Origin of the sequence: Paenibacillus sp. FSL H7-0323 (genome assembly GCF_038002725.1) — a bacterium.
GTDB classification, from domain to species: Bacteria; Bacillota; Bacilli; order Paenibacillales; family Paenibacillaceae; genus Paenibacillus_AQ; species Paenibacillus_AQ odorifer.
This window is the reverse complement of record NZ_JBBODB010000001.1, coordinates 5,203,718-5,224,134: the sequence shown is the minus strand read 5'-3', so window position 1 is coordinate 5,224,134 and position 20,417 is coordinate 5,203,718. Positions and strand designations below refer to the sequence as shown.

The 20,417-nt window shown below is 45.0% G+C and carries 14 protein-coding genes; 2 read left to right on the top strand and 12 right to left on the bottom strand.

Annotated elements, in window-relative coordinates; genetic code table 11:
* Window positions 1–11 precede the first annotated feature (11 nt).
* From MHH89_RS23560 to MHH89_RS23520, 9 genes are all read right to left on the bottom strand, one after another.
* A complete protein-coding gene (locus tag MHH89_RS23560; protein WP_076278956.1) occupies window positions 12–788 on the bottom strand; it encodes an ABC transporter ATP-binding protein in 777 nt (258 codons plus the stop codon).
* Window positions 789–799: 11 nt separating this feature from the next.
* Entirely contained in the window at window positions 800–1,849 is a 1,050-nt protein-coding gene (locus tag MHH89_RS23555; protein ID WP_081383322.1) for an ABC transporter substrate-binding protein, read from the bottom strand.
* A 13-nt stretch (window positions 1,850–1,862) separates the two neighbouring features.
* Window positions 1,863–3,317, bottom strand: a complete 1,455-nt coding sequence (locus MHH89_RS23550; RefSeq protein ID WP_076302289.1) for an aryl-sulfate sulfotransferase — start codon at window positions 3,315–3,317, stop codon at window positions 1,863–1,865.
* A gap of 27 nt (window positions 3,318–3,344) precedes the next feature.
* Window positions 3,345–3,884, bottom strand: a complete 540-nt coding sequence (locus MHH89_RS23545; protein ID WP_076220058.1) for a MarR family winged helix-turn-helix transcriptional regulator — start codon at window positions 3,882–3,884, stop codon at window positions 3,345–3,347.
* A 245-nt stretch (window positions 3,885–4,129) separates the two neighbouring features.
* Window positions 4,130–5,599 (bottom strand): stalk domain-containing protein, encoded by a 1,470-nt coding sequence (locus tag MHH89_RS23540; RefSeq protein WP_076282383.1) that lies wholly within the window; start codon window positions 5,597–5,599, stop codon window positions 4,130–4,132.
* Between the two features lie 35 nt (window positions 5,600–5,634).
* Entirely contained in the window at window positions 5,635–7,383 is a 1,749-nt protein-coding gene (locus MHH89_RS23535; RefSeq protein ID WP_341088264.1) for a FecR family protein, read from the bottom strand.
* Window positions 7,380–8,204, bottom strand: a complete 825-nt coding sequence (locus MHH89_RS23530; protein WP_076282384.1) for an adenylate/guanylate cyclase domain-containing protein — start codon at window positions 8,202–8,204, stop codon at window positions 7,380–7,382. Before MHH89_RS23530 ends, MHH89_RS23535 begins: the two co-directional genes overlap by 4 nt.
* Before the next feature lie 2 nt (window positions 8,205–8,206).
* The gene (locus MHH89_RS23525; protein WP_254847745.1) at window positions 8,207–9,133 is read right to left on the bottom strand and encodes a CHASE2 domain-containing protein; all 927 of its coding nucleotides are present in this window, start codon (window positions 9,131–9,133) and stop codon (window positions 8,207–8,209) included.
* 406 nt (window positions 9,134–9,539) lie between these two features.
* Complete coding sequence (locus tag MHH89_RS23520) at window positions 9,540–15,437, bottom strand: S-layer homology domain-containing protein (RefSeq protein WP_175623608.1); 5,898 nt, start codon at window positions 15,435–15,437, stop codon at window positions 9,540–9,542.
* A 256-nt stretch (window positions 15,438–15,693) separates the two neighbouring features.
* Between MHH89_RS23520 and MHH89_RS23515 the strand changes: the two genes are divergently transcribed.
* Window positions 15,694–16,080, top strand: coding sequence for a hypothetical protein (locus MHH89_RS23515; protein ID WP_076282386.1), 387 nt, complete (start codon window positions 15,694–15,696; stop codon window positions 16,078–16,080).
* Window positions 16,081–16,187: 107 nt separating this feature from the next.
* Here MHH89_RS23515 and MHH89_RS23510 read toward each other — a convergent pair whose 3' ends face one another.
* The 3 genes from MHH89_RS23510 to MHH89_RS23500 all read right to left on the bottom strand — a co-directional run bounded on the left by MHH89_RS23510 (window position 16,188) and on the right by MHH89_RS23500 (window position 19,297).
* Complete coding sequence (locus MHH89_RS23510) at window positions 16,188–17,204, bottom strand: AI-2E family transporter (protein WP_036687315.1); 1,017 nt, start codon at window positions 17,202–17,204, stop codon at window positions 16,188–16,190.
* A 140-nt stretch (window positions 17,205–17,344) separates the two neighbouring features.
* On the bottom strand, window positions 17,345–18,529 hold the full coding sequence (locus tag MHH89_RS23505) for a polysaccharide deacetylase family protein (protein WP_081383320.1): 1,185 nt from the start codon (window positions 18,527–18,529) through the stop codon (window positions 17,345–17,347).
* Between the two features lie 210 nt (window positions 18,530–18,739).
* Window positions 18,740–19,297: a GbsR/MarR family transcriptional regulator gene (locus tag MHH89_RS23500; RefSeq protein ID WP_076101159.1), complete on the bottom strand. Its 558-nt coding sequence runs from the start codon at window positions 19,295–19,297 to the stop codon at window positions 18,740–18,742.
* Window positions 19,298–19,516: 219 nt separating this feature from the next.
* On the opposite strand from MHH89_RS23500, the gene MHH89_RS23495 reads away from it, so the two are divergent.
* On the top strand, window positions 19,517–20,398 hold the full coding sequence (locus tag MHH89_RS23495) for a carbohydrate ABC transporter permease (protein ID WP_076127023.1): 882 nt from the start codon (window positions 19,517–19,519) through the stop codon (window positions 20,396–20,398).
* Window positions 20,399–20,417: the final 19 nt, after the last annotated feature.

The window sequence follows — 20,417 nt, the reverse complement described above, 5'->3', positions numbered from 1 at the left end:
CTCACCCTATCCTATTCTTCGAAATGACCTTGAATTTGATTGTATAACGAGTAGAATTCCGGTGAGGTTACGTCCCGCGGATACGGCAGTGTATTGTCATAAATATCCGTAATATTAGAGGACGGTCCTACGGACATAATGCCAATTCGTTCCCCCAGCAATAACGCCTCCTGAATATCATGAGTTACAAAAATCACCGTCTTATGTGTCTGGCACCAAATGTTGACCAATTCCTTCTGCATCGTTCGGCGCGTCATCGCATCCAGCGCACCAAATGGCTCATCCATCAGCAGAATCGCTGGATCATTCGCCAGCACCCGAGCCAGCTGAACACGCTGCTTCATCCCCCCAGACAGCTCCTTCGGGAACTTCTCCTCATGCCCGTTCAGCCCAACAAGCCCGATGAACCTATCCGATATTGTGTGCCGTTCCCCCTTTGCGATTTTCTTCATCCGCAATCCGAACTCCACATTCTGACGGACGGTTAACCAAGGGAATAAGGAGGAATCCGCCTGCTGGAACACAACCGCCCGATCTCTGCCAGGCTTATTCACCTCTACATTATCCACCCGTAGATGCCCACCGGATTTGGAGACAAACCCGGCGATCATATTCAGCAGTGTTGATTTCCCGCAACCACTCGGCCCGAGCAGAACGAAGAATTGCCCACCTTTAATTACGAGATCTACATCTTTTATAATGTAGTGAACGTCCCCAGCAGTCGGTTCGCTGTAGCTTTTACGGAGCTGCTCAATATGAATGGTATGCTGCTTAGCAGGTAATGACATGCTGAACCCCCCTATTTCTTGTACGTAACCTCTTCTGGCAATGCCTTCGCCAGCGGCTCGAGATTCAGTTTACTATCCAGATCGAAATCCTTCTCAATGATTCCGTTGTCGACCATATATGTCTTCTGCTTGGTCAAACTGTCATACGCTGCTTGAGTAAATCCTAGTGCCCACGGATTATTCGGCAGATCTTTTATCGTTGATTCCTTAGGCTGCTTCACTTCCTTATACATCAGATCAGCAACCTCATCTGGGTGAGCCTGAGCATAGGCTCCGGCTTCATCCACCGCTGCTAGGAAATTCGCTATACCTTGCGGATTCTTAGCCGCAAAATCATTTCCCGTTACAATCCCCATCCCCAATCGAACCGTGGTTTTAGACATATCCGTCAGTTCATGAACACCTTTAAGTGCATAGAGCTTATCATTCAGAACCGAACCATAAAACCATGCTCCATCCACAGCACCTTGCTTCAAAGCGATATAAGCTTCATCAAAGGCACCCTGTCCTATTAACTCCACATCACCGAGAGCAGCATTATGCTCTTTCAAATATTCATCCCAAAGGTACGGAATGAAGGTGCCGCGTATGAAACTCAGCTTTTTCCCTTTCAAATCTTCAGCCTTCTGAATATCATCCTGTACGAACAATTTCCATTCAGTGGACGCTTCATCAGTCGCTAATCCCGCCGAGGCGATAATAGCATAATCGCCCTTCGCCACTGCGTTCAGCAAGGGGAAGTCTGCCCCGAAAGCCACATCCACCTGTTTAATAAAAAGGGCATTTACACCTTCCGCAGGGGAACCAAAGTTGACCAGTTCAGCGTCAATCCCGTGTTTGGCAAAGATGCCTTTATCTAGTGCCACCCGAAAAGTGGGATTCGTATTGATGTCAGCAATTTTTATCTTTAATGTCTCTGCTTTGCTATTCGCCGCTCCCTCTTTAGCGGCATTAGAGGCAGCCGCGTCGCCCTTGGAGCTGCAGCCCGATAAAAGGATAACCACTGATAAAGATAAGAGCAGAAAGCTTGAGCTGATCCATGATTTTTTCAACCGACCCATCTCCTCAAATTTGTTAATTTACCTTGCGGCTGCTGCCTTCATCCGTCGTCGCTACACAAGCAGCTCCTTCAACAAATGGCAGGGTTGTCTCCACACTTACCACAGAATCCGATCCTTTAGGTGCAGACCCCGGGACTCTGAACTGCGTTACGTCTATTGGCTCAATCGCTTGTTCAACTGGCGTTTCCAGCTGTGGTACCCATGCATAAGGCACACGGTAGGAACGATAGACCATATTGGTATTTCTGGAGTCCGTAAATGGCGAAATATATTCCCATACCAGTTCATGTTCTGGCGTAACTTCAAAGAGTCTGCCGTTAGAACCTTCTGTAATTAAGGTGTTGCCATTCGGAAGCCGTTGAGCGGAGCTGATATATGGACTGTAGAATTTATAAGAATCGGTTGGGACAGAGAAACCTGCTTCTGCCGCTGTATATTGCCACTCTATCTCAAAAGTCACGGGATTAATCTCCAGAATTCGCGAGTGGTCGCGGAGTGCATTTTTTTGCCCAAAAGGAGAAGATGGATTTGGAAGACCATAACCGCCCCAGCCCCCGTTATCGAATACAAGTAAGTTGCCTTCTCCCGGCAAACCTTTCGGAATGATGTGCGCATGATGCTGGCCAATGATCCAGTCGATATGCTTCACTTCTGGCAGCGAGTAATCCGGACCGATTCTCCAAACGATGGCTCCGGTACGCTTATCCGTGATCGCAATAATATTTGCTTCACGCGCATCCCAGATCACGTTATCCGGATGGAAACGCTCATCCCCTGCATCGTAAAACTTATTGGGTCCTACATAAGAAGCCGAATTGATATGCAGCCAGTCTCCAACACCACCACCTAGATTTCCGAAAGAGCGTGAGTTAGGATCACGAAATAGTACATTTTTGGCCGCTTCATCAAAGCCTAGCTCATCAAAATGTTCATTTGGAGCCCACTCCCAGACGATATTCCCCTCCCAGTCCACCTCAAGGATCGTGTCATCAAGCAATTGTTTGTCGGAGATTTGAGGATTGTAGATGTTTTTATGAGCAAGAATTAGCGTTTTTCCACTGTCTACCTTGGGTTCAAGCCCCGGTGCAAAATATCCGACCGGATTGCCTTCGCGCTGATAGTCATGATGCTGGCGGGCATACCAGAGGGGTTCATAACCCGGATCTTCTATATGTTCATAGCTGTTATATTTCCACACGATGTTCCCATCCCAGTCCACCTGTACCAGATCTACATTATCCTGTATTCCGAATTTAGGATCTCTTCTTCCTGTGCTGCCCAGCACATAACCACCCGGGAAGATTTTAGCCGGAAATCCAAGCAGCCCCTTCCACAAATGCACCTCTTTACCGTTCATATCAATCAGTACAACACCTTCTTCACCAGCTTGAAATACGGTATAGCCACTCCAGGCTTTGTTAGGGTTATATACGGTTGCTCCAGTTGGATAAATGGTTGAATGTCCCATCGTTCATCTCTCCTACGTTCAATTTTTTTAGTAGCTAAGATAATTACTTTTTTTAGTGGTTGTTCGTGGCTTCTGTTCAAGGGCTGGAGAGGTCTCTGCATTCTCCTTGGCGAGCTTCAGCAGGATATCCGAGAATCCTTCCAAATTGCTAATGATCCGCTGATAAAAGTCATTTTGCTGCGCCAATTCCTCCTCCGTAAACCCCTCAAACAAAAGCGAAATACATCGTTCTCCGATGTTGCTGTTCTGCTCCGCCAGCTTGCGGCCTTTATCCGTAATATCCAGCATTACCGTTCTACGATCGCCTTCTTTACGTCTGCGCACGGTATATCCACCCGCCTCAAGCTTATCGCTCAATGCGGTAATCGCACCTGAGGTGAAGTCTAGTTCATCCGCTAAGTCTCCTAGCCTTTGTTCACCATCGCGAATGATTTTGTGCAGAATCAGCATGCCTGGTAAGGAGATGCCTGCTACGGCGACCTTATCCCGCTCTTTCACGAATCTGCGAACCGCCTTGCGAAATGCCCAATCTGTCTCCTCCAGCTGTCTCCAATATTGTTCGTTCATGGCTTACTTACCTCTGCTTTCTCCCAATCAGCCCATAAAAAAAGACTCCCAGCACCTACCCCTGACAAGGGAAAAGTACGGGAGCCTTTGGTGGTCCAATCAGCTCAGTTGAATTATTTCACTGTTCATTTAATTACTGTTTAAGTATTGGTGATATCATATACCCCTTTATTCCTACCTGTCAAGTAAGTATTTTATATATTCAAAAAAAGAACACCTTCAAAGGTGTCCTCCAACTCGGAAGCTTATAGACCACTTTCCAGCACAATTGCGTGACTGTCCTCATCGTATACCTGCATAAAAGATGAAATGGTCGGCAGATAATCGGCTGCCACGTATAAAGTACCTTTTAGGATTTGTACCTTCTGACTTGCGTCAGGCTTAAGGGAAAGTGTCCAATCCCCCTTGCTAATCACGGTTTCCTTGTTGACCACGTTCCAGCTAATGTCCGCTCCCCATGAGCTAAATAACGCTCTAACTGGTAAATATATTTTACCCGACTCCTGAAGTGGCAGATTAGAGGTATTTAATTTCACTTGCACTCCGTCCAACCATACTTGCATGTTTTTACCTGCTGGCAGCAGCGGAACGGCATCCAGCAGATCAGCTTCACTACGCAGTGGCTTAAGGGCCTGTACATCGAGATCTAATACCTTCAATTTGTTATTTAACGTGTCCGTCACATACAGCTTCCCGGACACAAGAGCGATACCGGAAGGTTGATTAAACATTACATCGTCCAAAGCTCCGACCCGATCTCCCGCGGTACTTTGTCCTGCGACTGTAATGACCTTGCCGTCCTTCTGAATAGCCCGAACCCGATGATTCAGACTATCAGCAATCAGCAGTACTCCATCAGCATAAGCCAGTCCCCGTGGACGATTGAATAGAGCAGACAGTCGGTCTCCATTCTGGAATCCTCCAGCCATATAGCCAGTCACAGGGTCAACTGTGGTTGATTTGCCTGCAAAGGTCTCAACCTTACTGCCTTTAATCAACCGGATCATCTGATTTCCGCTATCAGCTACATAGAGATTACCGGACTCATCAAACGTAAGACCCACTGGCTCATTGAATTTTGCCGAAGCTACCGCTCCATCCAGATAAGCACCATCATTCCCCTGCTGACCCGCAAATGTAGTAACGACCCCTTCTGGAGTAACTTTACGAATCACATGATTAAGTGTGTCCGCTACATATAAGTTATTATTGCTGTCTATGGCTAGGCCACCCGGAGAGCTAAACTGCGCCGCGTTTGGTTGTCCATCCTTATACCCGGCGACTCCCGTTCCTGCAAAGGTGTAGACTGTGCCTCCCTCTATTTTGCGAATCACATGGTTGTCGGTATCACTGATATAGATATTACCTTTACTGTCAGCGGCGGTGTACGTCGGATGATTAAACAAGGCCTCTGCCGACTGCCCATCACTATACCCAGTGTTACCTTTTCCCGCTATCGTCTGTAGGGTTCCGTTACTCCACTTGCTAATTGTACCGCTTGCTGACTGCACAATAATAAGGTCATTGCTGCCAGGCACTGTTGCTACTCCCAATGGCTGCTTAAGAGAGAGTCCAACATTAGACGAAACATTCTGGACTATACTCCCTTGAATGTCACCACTTATAGGCTGCAATACCTCTGCGGCTACGATATTAGGTAGGGCTGCGCTTATAAGCATAATTCCGCAAGCGATGGAGATGAGTTCTTTTTTCATAACGTTATTTTCTCCTCCCGAAGGTTATTGCGCCTTTAAAATAACAAAGATAAGCTGATCTTAAGCGTGTCTACTATTACCTGTACAGGGCCGTCTTCAGTATCTTCAATCCTCACCAGAGGAATGATAACGTTATAAGGTTCGGGAGTTAGTCTATTCAAAAATTCTGGAGTAAGTTTAAGCACAAAGGTATTCTCATCATTCCGATCCAGTACATAATCCGTATCTTCTAGTGGTAATGGATCTCCAAGATCATATTCATAACGATATCTAATCTCCCCTACATCATAACCTAGCGAATGGATGATAAATTCCGGTGCTTCATCTTCACCTATAGGACCCGTATGATTAAAATAACTCGGAGTGATCTCTCCTTCAAAGTAAAACCCGCCGTCTGCTATCTGTTGATCCTCTTCCTGTACCTGCCCCCCGGTAAGGGCATTCTTTAACAAACCACCGTTAACCTTAATTTGAACGAATGACTTATAAGGAAGTGATTGCCGCAGTTGAATGATAAGCTCATTCTCTCGAATGTATACCTCTCCTAAATCGAGCGTGTCCGCACTCTGATTCAAAGTAACACTCACCCCATCCCTCGCAGCATTAGGATTAGAGTCATCTGCGATATTAAAGGCTAAAGGTGCCGTAAACGGCGAAGCAATCTCATTATCACGGACGAGATAGTCATAGATATGTTCTCTAAATTCCTGCTGGTTCAGCTCAGGCGCGTCAAGCGGATTGGGCGTCGGCGTTGCTGTCGGCTCCGGCGTCGGCGTTGCTGTCGGCTCCGGCGTCGGCGTTGCTGTCGGTTCCGGCGTTGGTGTTGCTGTTGATTCCGGTGTTGGCGTTGCTGTTGGTTCCGGTGTTGGCATCGGTTTCGGCGTTGGTTCCGGTGTTGGCGTCGGTTTCGGCGTTGGTTCCGGTGTTGGCGTCGGCATCGGTGGTGTTGGTTTCGTTATATCTAAGGGAGCCCGACTAGATAGATCATAGTTAATCTTAGGTGGAATTGATGGTATAGGTGGGTGGACAGGCATAGTAGCTTTTATTTGCTCAAATAGTCGATCGAACTGATCTTTTATTGCTTCGGTTAATTTCCCTTCTTCGTTCAGATATTCCAAATGCTGCTCTAACGCAAATTGCGGCAATACATTCAGGGACAAGTGCCCCTGTATCCATTGTTGATTCTCTATAATAAGCTGTTGGGAGGCTCCTATTAATTGAGAAAGAGTAGCATCTACAGGCGAAACTACATGAACTGTTCCTTCCAGAACTCCCAAATAATCGCCGTTAATTCCTGCCCCACCATTAAGGACTACATTGCCTTGGCTATTAACGCTAACAAAAAACTCTGTGCCCATAACGCCCATAATAGCCGTCGGGGTCTCAATTTCAAACCGGGAGTCACCCTCCAGCTTCTTTTTCACCTTGATCAGGACCTGCCCATTTTGAAGCTTCAGACTTGTCTTACCGCCCAGCGCTTTGGCACTTTCGACTAGTTGGCTGATGGTAAGCGTAGTGTTTGCTCCGATCGTAACTTCTTTGTTGGCATCAAGGTCGAGGCTGATTTGTCCGTCCGAGCCTGTTATAATCGTATCGCCTTGCGTAATCGCCATCCCTTTGAAAGCATTAAATTTCTTGGTTCCTCCGCTTTTCTTCACCTCTGACTCGCCTGAGACCGCAGTTATTTTCCCTACTTTGACGCTATCCTTCGCCTCTGTGACAACCGCTGGCCAAAGAATACTGAACAAAAGAATAAATGCCAGTGTAAGCTTTAACGACTTCATCTCAATCCCTCCAATTCATAGACACTGATTCCCTGCTCCTTGCCCTTTACCTTGATCTCTCCTAATGAAACAGCTGATACTCTATCTTTTACAAAAGCGTAGGTAGCTTCACTAATGAGGATTTGTCCAGGCTTCGCATTGCTTTCCAGACGGGCCGCCGTGTTGACGGTGTCTCCAATCGCTGTATAATCCATCCGTGTCTTCGAGCCAATATTCCCGAATACAGCTGGGCCAGTGTGCACCCCAATGCCGAATTTCACGACTAAGCCAAAACGCTCGAACAGCTTTTGTTCCACTGCAGCCGAGCCTTCCTTCATCGCCCACGCCGCCTTCACCGCTTGCATCGGATGATCCTCCAGCAGCAATGGAGCATTAAAAATCGCCATCGTGGCATCCCCGATAAACTTGTCCAATGTGCCATCATACTTAAAAATACAACCTGCGGTGAGATCCAGATACTCATTCAAAATCTCCACAATCTCCTCAGGTTCAGCAGCCTCCGACAACGGAGTAAACCCGCGAATATCCACGAACAACAAGGTTAGCTCTCTGCGGCTCCCCCCCAGCTTCAATCCTTCTTGACCCTTCTTAAGAATTTGATCCACAACTTGCGGGGCAACATATCGGCCAAAGATATCCGTAACCCTACGTTTCTCCATCAGTTCTTCTAAATATTGAAACCCTATCACGACAATGCAGCTAATAATTAGAAACGGAATCACATAACCTAGTGAAATCAACATTCCCTGATCATAGAAATAACGACCTGCAAAAATAAGGAGTGCAATAATGACCGCAATGACAGCGTAGGAATATAGCATCTTTACTTTACGGAATAGTAGATATGCCAGGGTGCAGCTAGTAACAAAACTACTTCGTTCCACTTCCAATCCAGCACGCGTTTATAATTATTGTCCAGCAGCGATTGAATAATATTCGCATGTATTTCCACGCCGTATAACGTGTTTTTACCGCTGATTGGGGTTAGAAAGTCATCCTTAAACCCTGTAGCATACGGCCCGATAAGCACAATTCTATTCTCAAAATAGGATGGAGAAACCTCCCCGTTAAGCACCGCCGAATAGGGAATCTCTTCAAAATCACCCTTGCCGCCTGAATAGGGGATATAGAAGCGCCCAAACTTATCTAAAGGTAGCTTCTGCGGATCCGCAGTCCCCCCCATCGCCTCTCGATATTTCTGATAGAGTGTCCATGACAAGCTGTTAATAGGTTTACCTTCATAGTCAAAAGAAAAAAGAGCTTTACGCACCACATGGTCCATGTCGGTAATGGTATTGATATGGGCGGTCGCAGCCGCTGCCTCTCTTAAAGCCTCAAACGGCTGGGATAACTCCAACGCTTCGATCTTCCCCTGCTCAGTATTTGGGGCAAACGTGCCATATACAGGCAGGACTACATTCCCCGCTCGTGCGACAGCCGCAGCGAATTCGGCATCTGCCTCCGGATCCTCCGAGCCCACTGGGAATGTGAGGTCAAAGCCGATCACTGCAGGATGGCCCTCGGAGAGTGTATCCAAGAGCTGGGCATGAACATTTCTGCTCCATGGCCAGCTGCCGAAGTCCTCCAAGCTCTGATCGTCAATCCCGATGATAGCAATCGTAGTATCCACATCTCTCTCGTGCTGCATCACACGATCTTGTAACTGCTGATCGATGGAATCAAGGCTTCCCCGATACAGAAGGAACGCAAAAACCGCAGTAAGCAAAAGGAGGATATGTGCTAACTTCATTCTCAAAGTCGGTATCTCCAATCTATGTATTATGGAATGAGTCCAAACCAGCGGTCAGTATGTTGGATATTGATACGTAAAGAAGAAGGGGTCGGTGAATAACAGGATGAGGAGTACAAGCACCCATAAATGAATGCCAAGCCCTGCGCCAAGCGGAAGAAGTGCCGTAAAGAGCTGAATTACTGCTAACAAAAACGGTACTAGAGAAGAGACAATGCCAGCTTCCCTTGCAATTTACTTTTATTTTGAAAGATTCTGAAAATTTAAAATTAATTCAAAAATATTATATATGAAAAATCATATGAATAGTGGAAATTTCCTTTTTACATAGAAGAAAAAGGAGACTACACGCAAAAAAGACAAAAAGCAGGCCAGAGTCACCTCTGCCTGCCTTTGCCAACCTATCTTATAATTTGATTATTCCATATAACAGTTTTGCGATTTCAGCACGGGTCACTTTGCCACGAGGGTCAAAGTTATTGTCGCCCTTGCCGTCAAGGATTCCCTTTGCTTGCAAATCAATTACCGCTTGCTTCGCCCACTCAGATACACTATTCATATCCTTAAAGCTTGCAGCAGCAGCAACGGAAGCTTGCAATCCTGCTTTATACTGCATCAGTTTCTGCAGGACAACTGCCGCCTCCTCACGAGTAATCGCATCTTTAGGTCGGAACTTGCCATCACTGCCTTGGATCAATCCAAGCTGGACAGCTTTGTCTATCGACTGTGCATAATAAGCATCTTTAGATACATCTGCAAAAGCACTCTGTACGATAGCCCCATTTGCTTCATCCAATCCGAGAGAACGAACGGCCAGTGTAACAAAATCTGCACGTGTTACATTCGCCTGTGGTCCATAATGCGTATCGTCGATCCCTTTAATCACATGCTTAGCCGTCAGCTTGGAAATATACGACTCTGCCCAGTGACCAGCAGTATCCCTAAATTGCTTATGGTATTCCAGTACCGCAAAGGAGGAAAAGTGATTTGTTGTGAAGGTAACGGTATTATCCTTAAACACTCCACCCAAATATTCCAACGTGCTGCCATTTACATAATAGACACCCGCAAAATCTGTATCAAGCTTAGCAAGCTGTTCCTTAGTCAGCGTCAAGGTAATCGTAACAGCACCTTTAAGCTGGTGGATAGCCGTTTCTTTGCCTCCTGCAGATGTACTGAGGTTCAGCGTAACGTTAGCTCTGAATGGACTCATTCCAGCGTCATTGGCCTGTACAGATATCATACTCGTATCAATGCTTAGTAGCAGCATATCACTGCCTGCCGGAATGGCTGGTAAGGAGCTTGTTGGTACGCTCAAGGTAACGTTAGATGAAACAATATTCAAATTCAACTTCTTATCGACAGCCTGTTGAACAGCGGCTGCATCAAGAGCAATTCTAATCTGATCTTGAGCCGAGGTTGCTCCGCCTGCGCTAATCTTTAGGCTTCCCCCTGTAGCAGCTTCCTCTATCAGTTTCTTCAGGGCTGACGGATCAGCTGTATACGTCCCATTACTTCCTAATGCCAGTTCAATGTTTCCCTTTCCCGCTCCAGGTGTGGCTGTAGGCGTTGGAGTCACTGTTGGCACTGGTAAAACTACCGGAGGTGCCGTTGTCACCTCTGGTGCTGGTGTCGGCGTCACTTCTGGCGATGGCGATACCTCTGGTGTCGGCGTTACCTCTGGTGTCGGTGTTGGTGTTGGTGTCACCTCTGGTGTCGGCATCACATCCTCTTTTCCAGTGTAAAAGCCCCAGATATCTGAAAGCACACTACCGGAGTGATCATCCTCAACCTTTGTATACCATTGGTAGTAGCTATCCGGATTCAGCTTACTCCAAGTGACCTGAGTCTCCGCGCCACTCTCTACTTGTGGATTGGCCGCAATTTCCTGGTCGCTGTAAACCTTGACTCCGATATAGTCGGTAGCCACACGTTTAGTCACAGGCTGTAAATCCAGATCCAGAACGAACTCATCTTTGCCTGGATATTCGTCTTCATCATAGTAGTTATAATCATCCAAATAAGGCGAATAAGTCTTCACGCGAAGTTTGTTATTAGCAACATCGAACTGAAGCAGACGGATATAGCCGAGTCCCCCTTCTTCAGCGCCTTGGTAATCTGCCAGCATTTGATAGACACTGCGGTCTGGAATACCGTCACCGTTATCATCCAGCTCGTCTACCTTAAGCTCAGCATCATGATAATGGCCGGACAGTGCTGCGATTACGTTTTTGTTAGGTTTCACAACCATCTCAAAAATCTTATCTGCAATAGGTGCACGGTTATTAGAAACCAGCAAGTATTCATGGAGACAAAGAATCGCTTTACGCTCTGGATAACGGGCAACGATCTCATTCATCCATTCGATTTCTTCCTCAGCCAATCCCCAGCCCATGTATACAATAACAAAATCATTTCCGTTCGCAGACACTAAATCGTAATGGCCCCTGTTGTTGTCATAAGAGCCACCGAAGGTCGGCATATTCTTGAATCTCCACTCTCCAAAATACTCCCAGAATTTCGTGTAATCCCCGGTTTGATGACCTACGTCATGATTACCCGCAAGAACACCATAAGGAATGTTAGCTTCCTCCAGAACCTTCATGTCCCGGTCAGCTTCCTTCCACTCATACTCCTGATAGGATTTATCCACGATATCTCCTGTATGAATAACATACTTCAGGTTCAAGCTCTCTTTGTTGTCAGCTATCCATTCTACATTTTTACGGTAAATGTAAGGGTAGCTCTGTGAATAATATTGTGTATCAGACATCCATACAAAAGAAAAGTCATACGTATCTTGTGTTACTGTTGGTGCTGTCTTAGCCACCGAAGCAATTTCGTCCTGAACCATTACTGCAATGCTATTTCCATTAGCATATTCTCCAGCTGTAACCGTGGATTTCAGCTCAAAATCCTCTGTTCCAGCGATTAAATGATCCAGCTGTACCCATTTTTGTTGAGTTGGACTCCATGCGTAGAGACTTACTTTACGTCCCGGCAACGAATTCCCTTTCCATTCAATATCTACACGATCTGACGCCTTAACCGACTCATCCAGCTTAATTTCATAACGCTGATAAGGGAATTGATCGACAGCATCATTAATTAAATATTGTCCGTCTACCGCACTTATTTTACTGTAGTCATCACTGCTAAGCGCTTGTTCGCCCGCAGGTACGGATTGTTTCGGCGGCTCTGTATCGGATGCGTTTATAAATCCAGCAAAGCCTTGCTCCGGATGGTTAGCATCGTACTTAAATCCTCTAAAGAAGGTAACGTTTATCTTATCCTGATTAGGATCTTCAACCTTAACCTTTAAAGTCGGATTAGTACCTACAGCGGTCTCCCAGTTTGTAGGAGAAATAAGCAGTGGCGCAAATGGATTCTCATTCGGTACATTGAATGTAATGACCTTTTCTGCTTGATTGCCAATCCTGTCTAAGGCTGTGATAGAAAGCATATGATCCCCAGCCGATAACTTCCCGGATGAAGTAGCATAGGGCAGTTCAATAACATTACCATCCAGCTTCACGCTGACCTTATCTACACCCGCATAAGTATCCTTAACTTCAGCAGCAATTTCAAAATTGCCACGGTAAGTTTGTCCTTCTTCTATGGATGCTTTGATGGATGGTGGCGTGTTGTCAACAATTACGTTTGATGATACTTTCGTTCCACCTTCGGTAAGCGTTACTTTATGTTCTCCGTCAGTTGCTTCCTTAGTATTCCAGTTGTACGCCTTTGAACGGAACAAATCCGCTTTTAGATCAAACTGGAAGCCGAGGAATTCATGCTTACCTGCGCTGTCCCCCATCTTGATTTCCTTATCACGTTCTGCATAAGCCGGATCCCAAATTTCGGTACCATCTGCCAGCAGGAGACGAACATTTTTCACTTCAAAATCATCCTTATTCTCCTCAGGACGAGGATCAAATGGAGATGATTTAGAGCCCGCCCGAATGTAAATCACATTATCCGTACCCTTTTTTAAAGCGGCAGAAGAAATAGGAAAAGTCAATGTAGTATACGTAGTAATCGGGTCCATAAAGGTATACAGAATACTGGCATCTCCTAGTTCTTCCGGTCCCATCGTGATCGCATTTTTAAAATAATAGTCCACATTTTTAGCTTCAAATACAAAGTAGGCATCATTCTCCAGTGCATTATATGCCTCGTTATTGCCCAGTAACTTACTGTCAATGCTCAAGCCTAAGACATCAGCCTTAGCGGTGGCAGAGGTTCCCTTTACGGTCATGGAGCCATTGATCAACTGCCCTTCCTTCACATTCAAACGAAGGGGTGATTGATCCTGTCCTCCTGTAACTTTTACTTTCATTACTGGAGATTGTGTTTCATTCGTTCCATCAGAAACAACAAAGTAATACTGGATTTCATTTCTGCCAATCAAATCCGCAGAGGTCAATTTGAAGTGATACAAGCTGTCGTTGAAGTCTTGGGATAGATTGTGGCTAACAGCCTCCGGCTGCTTGTCCGAAGACACTCTAACTTCCACAGAAGTAACAGCTTTATTGTCATCAGCAAAAGCCTTCAAATCGAGACCCAGCGACTGATCAATCTCCGTTACGCCCGTCAGATCTTCTACTGTTGGTTTCTCTGTATCCGGCTCCACATGAATCGGTGTGCTTGGAAGTTGTGTTACATCCGTCTGGCCTGGTGACGGAACGGCTGACCCCGTACTGATCTTGAGCATTTTGCTCAGCCCATTCACAGGATACTTATATAGAAGGGCTTTATTCTCTTTGGTGTCATCACCTTTAGCTCCACCATCGTAGGTGAGGTCAGCATCATAATACGCGGAGGAAATTTCTTTTTCCGTGTTACTTTTGATTACGACTGCCCGGCGGCCAGAGTTCGCCATACCATCGCTTTTGATCAAAAAGAGATTGGTGCCTTCAATTAAGTTTGTGTTGAATTCTGTATTGAAATCATTAGCAGTGTAAGTACTATTGGCACTATTAATAACCCAGAACACCACGGACTGCTGTGCAGGAATCAGAAAGTTCTCTGGCGTCGAAGGCCACTTCACATCGGAAGCGTTACCTTTATCAGGATAACGATAATAGACCTTGTAGTCCTTGAAATTAACAGGTGCATCAGTATTGTTATAGATCTCAATGAATTCAAAAGCGTCGCTGCTCGTTCCTTTTACATTCGTCGAATTCGGCAGCAGCTCTGTGATTAACAACGGCGGCACATTATTCGAATCGAACGCCGGCAGGTTCACATGAACAGAATAACTCTCTGTCACATTATTAACGCGGATGCTGTAATGCAGCTCCGGCTCTTCCAGCGCAGCTGCAGGAATCATTGCCGCATATTCATCCCCACCTTTTGAGGTCATAGTGATTATCGTATCTTTCGCCTGAGAAGGAGAGCCATACTGTAGCTTCACTACGGGCAGTGATCCATCTGCCCCGCTTTCCAGATTAGTAATCTTCGCACTGATAGGGAGATCGGCTGGATCGACACTACTCTGTGCAATATGTTCAATCACTGGCTGCTTGTTCCCAGGAACTAGCTCAGGCACTTGTTCTGCCTCTACGGTTCCAGGCGTAGCCACAACCGTTCCCGAATTCGCCATGAGGTTCATAACGGAGCTATCCGCTTGCAAATATTGATAGAAGATCCCGTTATTCTCCTTCACCTGTTCTTTTCCATAGGAAGCAGAAACAATTAGCGTATCTCCTGCTTTGCTTTTAATTTGTAAATTACGCGCAGAAGTGTTAGCCATCCCCCCGCCACCGTTGATCCGGAACAGATTCACTCCTTCCTGCAAAGCTGCAGAAGGATTAAAGTTTTTGATGAAATCCTCCGTAGGAACATTCAGATTATTGCCGTTCATAATCCAGAAAACAATATTTCCATGCGCCGGTATTACAGCATCACCATTAGGCGCCCATGTATCTTTGTCATTATAAAAGAAATAATAATCCTTAAAATTAACCGGCTTGTCCGTATTATTGTAGACTTCAACAAACTCGTAACCATCTACAGAGGTTCCATCTGTCCCTTTTACATTTTTAGTATCCGGAACAACTTCTGTAATCAGTAGCGCTCCTGGATTATGAGGTACCGCGTACACCTCTGCCATTACAGTCGGTTGACTTAAAAGCGTGTCGAGCTCAACCTGTTCATCAAAATGCGCCTCTAATTCGGAAGATGTCTGCTCCGTCTCCAGCTGCTGCTCTTCGGCATATCCTGCTGGAGCCATGATTCCCAACATCAAACTGCTGGCAATTATGCTGGAAAATAAACGTTTAGCTTTTGCTGTTATTCTCAAAACTCCGAACACTCCCCATTTGTTTGATTGTGATTCAATGCATAAATATGCAATGAAGCTCATCTGGAAAGTATACCTGCGGTGTATTATCGCTATATCATAGCCGTGTTAAATCTTTAGGTTATTTTTAATATTGCTTAAGCTTCAGTTCAGCTTCGCGGGTTACAATATAACTAGTTAGAACCCATTTTAAACGATACTTTAGACGGATGCTTAAGCAAGATAAGTTATTGCAGAACAAGAAAAGAGGACTCTAATGGATATAAAAAGAGTGATCATAGTCGGAACGGTAGTTGTAGTGATGTCTTTCGGAAATGCTTGGACTAGTCTTACCGCTAATGCAAGTTCGCCTGTTAAATGGTCCACCACAGAGGTCGCGGATCAAGACGAATTATTGGAGGTACTTAACCAGCCAACGGACGAGGATCTATACGAGGCCATATATGACGGTAAGTCACTTCAAGATATTGCATCAGAACAAGGCCAAGATATTGAAGCTGTAATCGATCTACAGGTTGCCCAGCTAACGGATCAATTGGATTCACGGTTAGCCGCTGGAAGCATAACAACCGAGCAGTATGCGGCATATAAAGCGGAGCTGAGGGACATCGTTTCAGATAGTGTCCATACTTCCTTCGGTTAAGGGAATACATACAGCGACGCTGTAACATACACAAAAAAAACCCGGCTAAATGGATCTTCCATTTAGCCGGGTTTTGTATATTTAATACTTATTTTATAACAGAATCCCTAAGTCCCTATCTTGTTCTCTCTGTTAATCTCCAGAATATCAAGGAAGAATACAAAGATCGGAATCCCCAGAATCAGACCCCAAACCCCGAGATAATGCTCAGAGAATAACAACACGATAAACGTATAGAACATAGGCAAATTCATTTTGGATGACATCAGTTTAGGATTTAGGAAGTAGCCTTCTACAAAATGAAGCACGGCAATCATTGCCAGTACATAGATAGTCATGACTAGGCCACCAATATTGTAACCAATAATACAAAGTGGGATTAGCGAGATAACAAAACCTACAACCGGAATTAAACTAAGCAAGAAGATCATAATGGATAATGCGAAAAGGTAAGGAAAACCTAAAATCCAGAGTCCGATCACCGTAAAGCATGTATTAAACAACGCGATCAGAATTTGTGCTTCGATCACTTTTCCGAAAGAGGAGATGAATTTTCTGCCAAAATACTCAAGCTCTACATAGAACCAAGAGATTTTGCTCTCTTTAAGGCGGGAAGTGAAACTAACGATCCTGTTCTTCTCAAGTATAAATACAAAGCTCAAAATGGTTGATAAAACAAAGCTGGTGCCCCAATTGCTTATTTTCAAGACATATTCAATACCGTCTTTCATATACGACTGATAGTTCAAATCCTTAAGCTGGGCGAATATATACTGCACAATATCATTCTGCGGGATGTTCTCAGGGGTCAAATTGGTCAAAAAATTCGTTAACTGTTTAATCTGAATGAAAACCTTAGGCAGATAATTAACGAGGGTTATGACAATTACAGCGATTAAGGCAAGGTATAGAATAACAATAATCACTTTGCTGTTAACTGCTACATATTTGTTAATGCGCTTCGTGAGCAGCACTTGAAAGCTATTCATTACATACGCAATCAAAAACGTCAACAGTACCAAATTAAGCATATCTCTAATACTGAATAGCAGTAGAGCAACCAATCCTAAAATCAAAAAACGCCGGACCGTTAAATTTGCGTAATAACGCTTAAACAATTCCATCAGTTCTCTCCATTCGCTTACCAATTAGTACTCTGTTTATAGTCTACAGTAAGGAATTCACTTATAGCAACTAGTGATTCGCCTAAAATGACGAATTTACTCACTTTTTGTAATCTCATCATCTATAAAAGTGACACTTTTCATGCTCCTGCATCCATATGAGTCAATTCAACGATTCGGCGTTTCGGATCATATTTCATATCTATATGCAGATCTTTGCATAATTGATGAAACGGAACCATCAAGGTTCCCTTCCTCATTTCAGGAGAATTCCTTACCATATTCACCTTTTGGTTGTTCAAGGTCAATTCCATAGGCAAATCGATATGCTTCATCTGATCAAGCGTCAACGCAGCGGTAAGTGTCTCACTTCCCCCGTTAATTCGTGCGGCATTCCGATCCGCTCTGGTGTTAATCCCATCCTCAATTTTGAAGGTCAGTGAAATCCCCAGCGAATCACAGACAGCCAGCAATCTGTCATTGTAGGACCCATAAGGAAAAGCAATCGCCGAATCCGTATTGCCCAATTCTTCCTTCAGCCTTTGCTCCGCCTTAGCCAGATCACGTGTAACTCTGCTGTAGTATTCGACATTCATCTCATTCCTGTTCTCATCATCAACATATAACAAGGCACTTGCAGCTGGCCGCTGCCCGCCCTCGGCATCGACAACCCCATAATGGTGCAAATCATAGGTATGACTATAAAATCCCATCCCAGCATGCTTCATTTCCCGCATTTGCTCCCAAGTGAGCTTCGGTACGCTATTCGGATCTGGATGATCTATTGTAGATACGATAACAAAATTAACGGCTGTATATCCGTATTTTTGCAAAACGGGGAACGCCAATTTATAGAAACTCTCATATCCATCATCAAAGGTCAGCAGCACTGCATTGTCCGGAACTGCGCCGTTATTCAGCATAAATTCACGGTATTCCGCCATGTTGATCACATGAAAACCTTCCTGCTTCAGCAGATTCATTTGATCATCAAACCGATCAACCGATAACACCCAAGGAAACTGTGGCATGGGCTTCTCAGAAAGATGATGATACATCAGCACAGCCACCTGATCTCTGTAGTAAATACCTTTTGGAAGAGGGCCGGATTTCTGCCAGCCGATTTGTGTATTTAGTGCCTGTTCAGCTACCGCCTTCGGGATCATAAGATCATCAGGCGAGGCAGGGTTGGCAGCTATCGTCTTTATCATTTGACCATTTACGTTAATAATAATTGTTGAAGGTTCACGTTGTGTATTCAAAATAGCAGCAAAGCTCAGCAGTAGAACTATGACAACAAGCAGCATATATTTTTTTGTTTTCAATCTCAGAATCTCCTTAACAACATTTCTTGTCCCTATGTAACTATATATTTTATGGAAGTTCCACCTGCTATTGGTTACATTTTCTTCTTATTTTTGTTTCTTTATCATAAAAAAGAGGGCGAACCTCAAGCCTGAACCGGCTTAAGGAACACCCCGCAAAAATGGAGATCTATATACAATTATGTACATCTATATGTGATTGTAGACGGTCTAGGACCTTCTCTTATCTGCGAAGTAATTCTCTTCCCCAAGCTCGTCCACGAACTGCTGCAGCCAATGATAATATTGAACGGCATGCTCCAGCTTCTCCAGATCCTTCAGGCAGAATTGCCGCTCCTCCTCAGACGTATCCACGGCTTGAACCAATCCCTCCAGCTCAGGAATGACAACGTCTAAAGCGTGCTTCATGACATCAATCTCCCGCTGTAGCTTCATTCCAAAAAAGTTCTTAAAGGTCTGAAAGAAATCTGTTTCCACTGCATACAGATCCTTTCGGTCCCGCTTCTCCTCCAGCTTAGTGACCATCTTGGAGGCCATCAAAGAACGGACTCCATAGCTCATATTACTCTTGCTCATATTCATCACATTCTTCATCTCTTCAAGCGTCATCGGACGGTCTTCAAAGAACATAATTCCATACAGCTGCCCAAATGAATAATTCGCACCATATAGGTCCATCGTCTGAGCAATCGCATCGATCATCGGACGCAGCAGCTGCTCGCGTGGAGATAAGTCTTTATTCTCTTCACCAAAGGCTACCTGTTTCATAGCTGCACCTTCATTCCACTTAGAATCTACCCTTCTATTTTACACAAAATAGCAACTACCTGCGCTAATCTCTTAATTTTTTACATAATCTCGCATCGATCTTTACGTCCACTTGACCACGCAGCCGCTCGATGAGTGTACAATTTTTTTTGAACGGAAGAGCTTTCCTCAGAATTATACCGCAAAAAACAGAAGATGGAATGGGGTATCGACAGAATAATGAAACGTTCGAGATTTATAGGGGAGTTGAAACCGGTGCTCTTCACCTTGCCGGCAATGATTCCATTCGTTGTATTTTGGCTAGCGCCATTACTTTATGTATTTTATCTCAGCTTTACCGAATGGGACTTCATGAGCCCTGAGAAAACCTTTGTCGGACTAACCAACTATCTGGATCTGTTCAGCAATCCTGCCTTCTATAAAGCACTTAGAGTGACTCTGTTATTCTGTGCCGGAAGTGTGCTGCCCGTTATTCTGATCGGACTTGGACTAGCACTCCTGATGAACGGGAAGCTGAAAGGGTCCACCCTCTATCAGGTATTGCTGTTCTCCCCTTGGGTCACGCCGACCGTGGCTGTATCCATTGTCTGGTCCTGGATCTATGAACCCGAAATCGGCCTTGCCAATACTGTACTTGACCTCTTAGGTCTAGAAAAAATCGGTTGGCTTCAAGACCCTAAATGGGCGCTGCTTGGCGTTCTGCTCGTGACAATATGGAAATCGGTAGGCTGGGCGATGATTTTTTACTTGGTGGCACTACGCAATGTCCCTACGGATCTGCTGGAAGCAGCTCAACTGGATGGAGCAAATGCTGTTCAAAAATTCAGCCGTATTACTTTACCGCTAATCTCGCCAACGACACTGTTTCTGTTCATCGTACAGATCATCGGGGCGTTACAGGCTTACGACCAGATTAACGTACTTACACAAGGTGGACCCTCAGGATCAACACGCACCTTGCTCTATATGTATTATCAGTCTGCCTTTGAAGCCTTTCAGATTGGAGAAGCCTCTAGTGTCGCAATGGTTCTGGTATTTATATGTATGCTGCTATCCGTAGTCTCGCTAGAGGTTAGTAAACGGACAACCCATTATCAATAACAACTGCTGTAAAGGAGAA

Coding starts and splice junctions, on each gene's coding strand:
- MHH89_RS23555 (WP_081383322.1), bottom strand. CDS start 1,849: ATGGGTCGGTTGAAAAAATCATGGATCAGCTCAAGCTTTCTGCTCTTA.
- MHH89_RS23525 (WP_254847745.1), bottom strand. CDS start 9,133: ATGAAGTTAGCACATATCCTCCTTTTGCTTACTGCGGTTTTTGCGTTC.
- MHH89_RS23540 (WP_076282383.1), bottom strand. CDS start 5,599: ATGAAAAAAGAACTCATCTCCATCGCTTGCGGAATTATGCTTATAAGC.
- MHH89_RS23545 (WP_076220058.1), bottom strand. CDS start 3,884: ATGAACGAACAATATTGGAGACAGCTGGAGGAGACAGATTGGGCATTT.
- MHH89_RS23515 (WP_076282386.1), top strand. CDS start 15,694: ATGGATATAAAAAGAGTGATCATAGTCGGAACGGTAGTTGTAGTGATG.
- MHH89_RS23550 (WP_076302289.1), bottom strand. CDS start 3,317: ATGGGACATTCAACCATTTATCCAACTGGAGCAACCGTATATAACCCT.
- MHH89_RS23560 (WP_076278956.1), bottom strand. CDS start 788: ATGTCATTACCTGCTAAGCAGCATACCATTCATATTGAGCAGCTCCGT.
- MHH89_RS23500 (WP_076101159.1), bottom strand. CDS start 19,297: ATGAAACAGGTAGCCTTTGGTGAAGAGAATAAAGACTTATCTCCACGC.
- MHH89_RS23495 (WP_076127023.1), top strand. CDS start 19,517: ATGAAACGTTCGAGATTTATAGGGGAGTTGAAACCGGTGCTCTTCACC.
- MHH89_RS23530 (WP_076282384.1), bottom strand. CDS start 8,204: ATGCTATATTCCTACGCTGTCATTGCGGTCATTATTGCACTCCTTATT.
- MHH89_RS23535 (WP_341088264.1), bottom strand. CDS start 7,383: ATGAAGTCGTTAAAGCTTACACTGGCATTTATTCTTTTGTTCAGTATT.
- MHH89_RS23510 (WP_036687315.1), bottom strand. CDS start 17,204: ATGGAATTGTTTAAGCGTTATTACGCAAATTTAACGGTCCGGCGTTTT.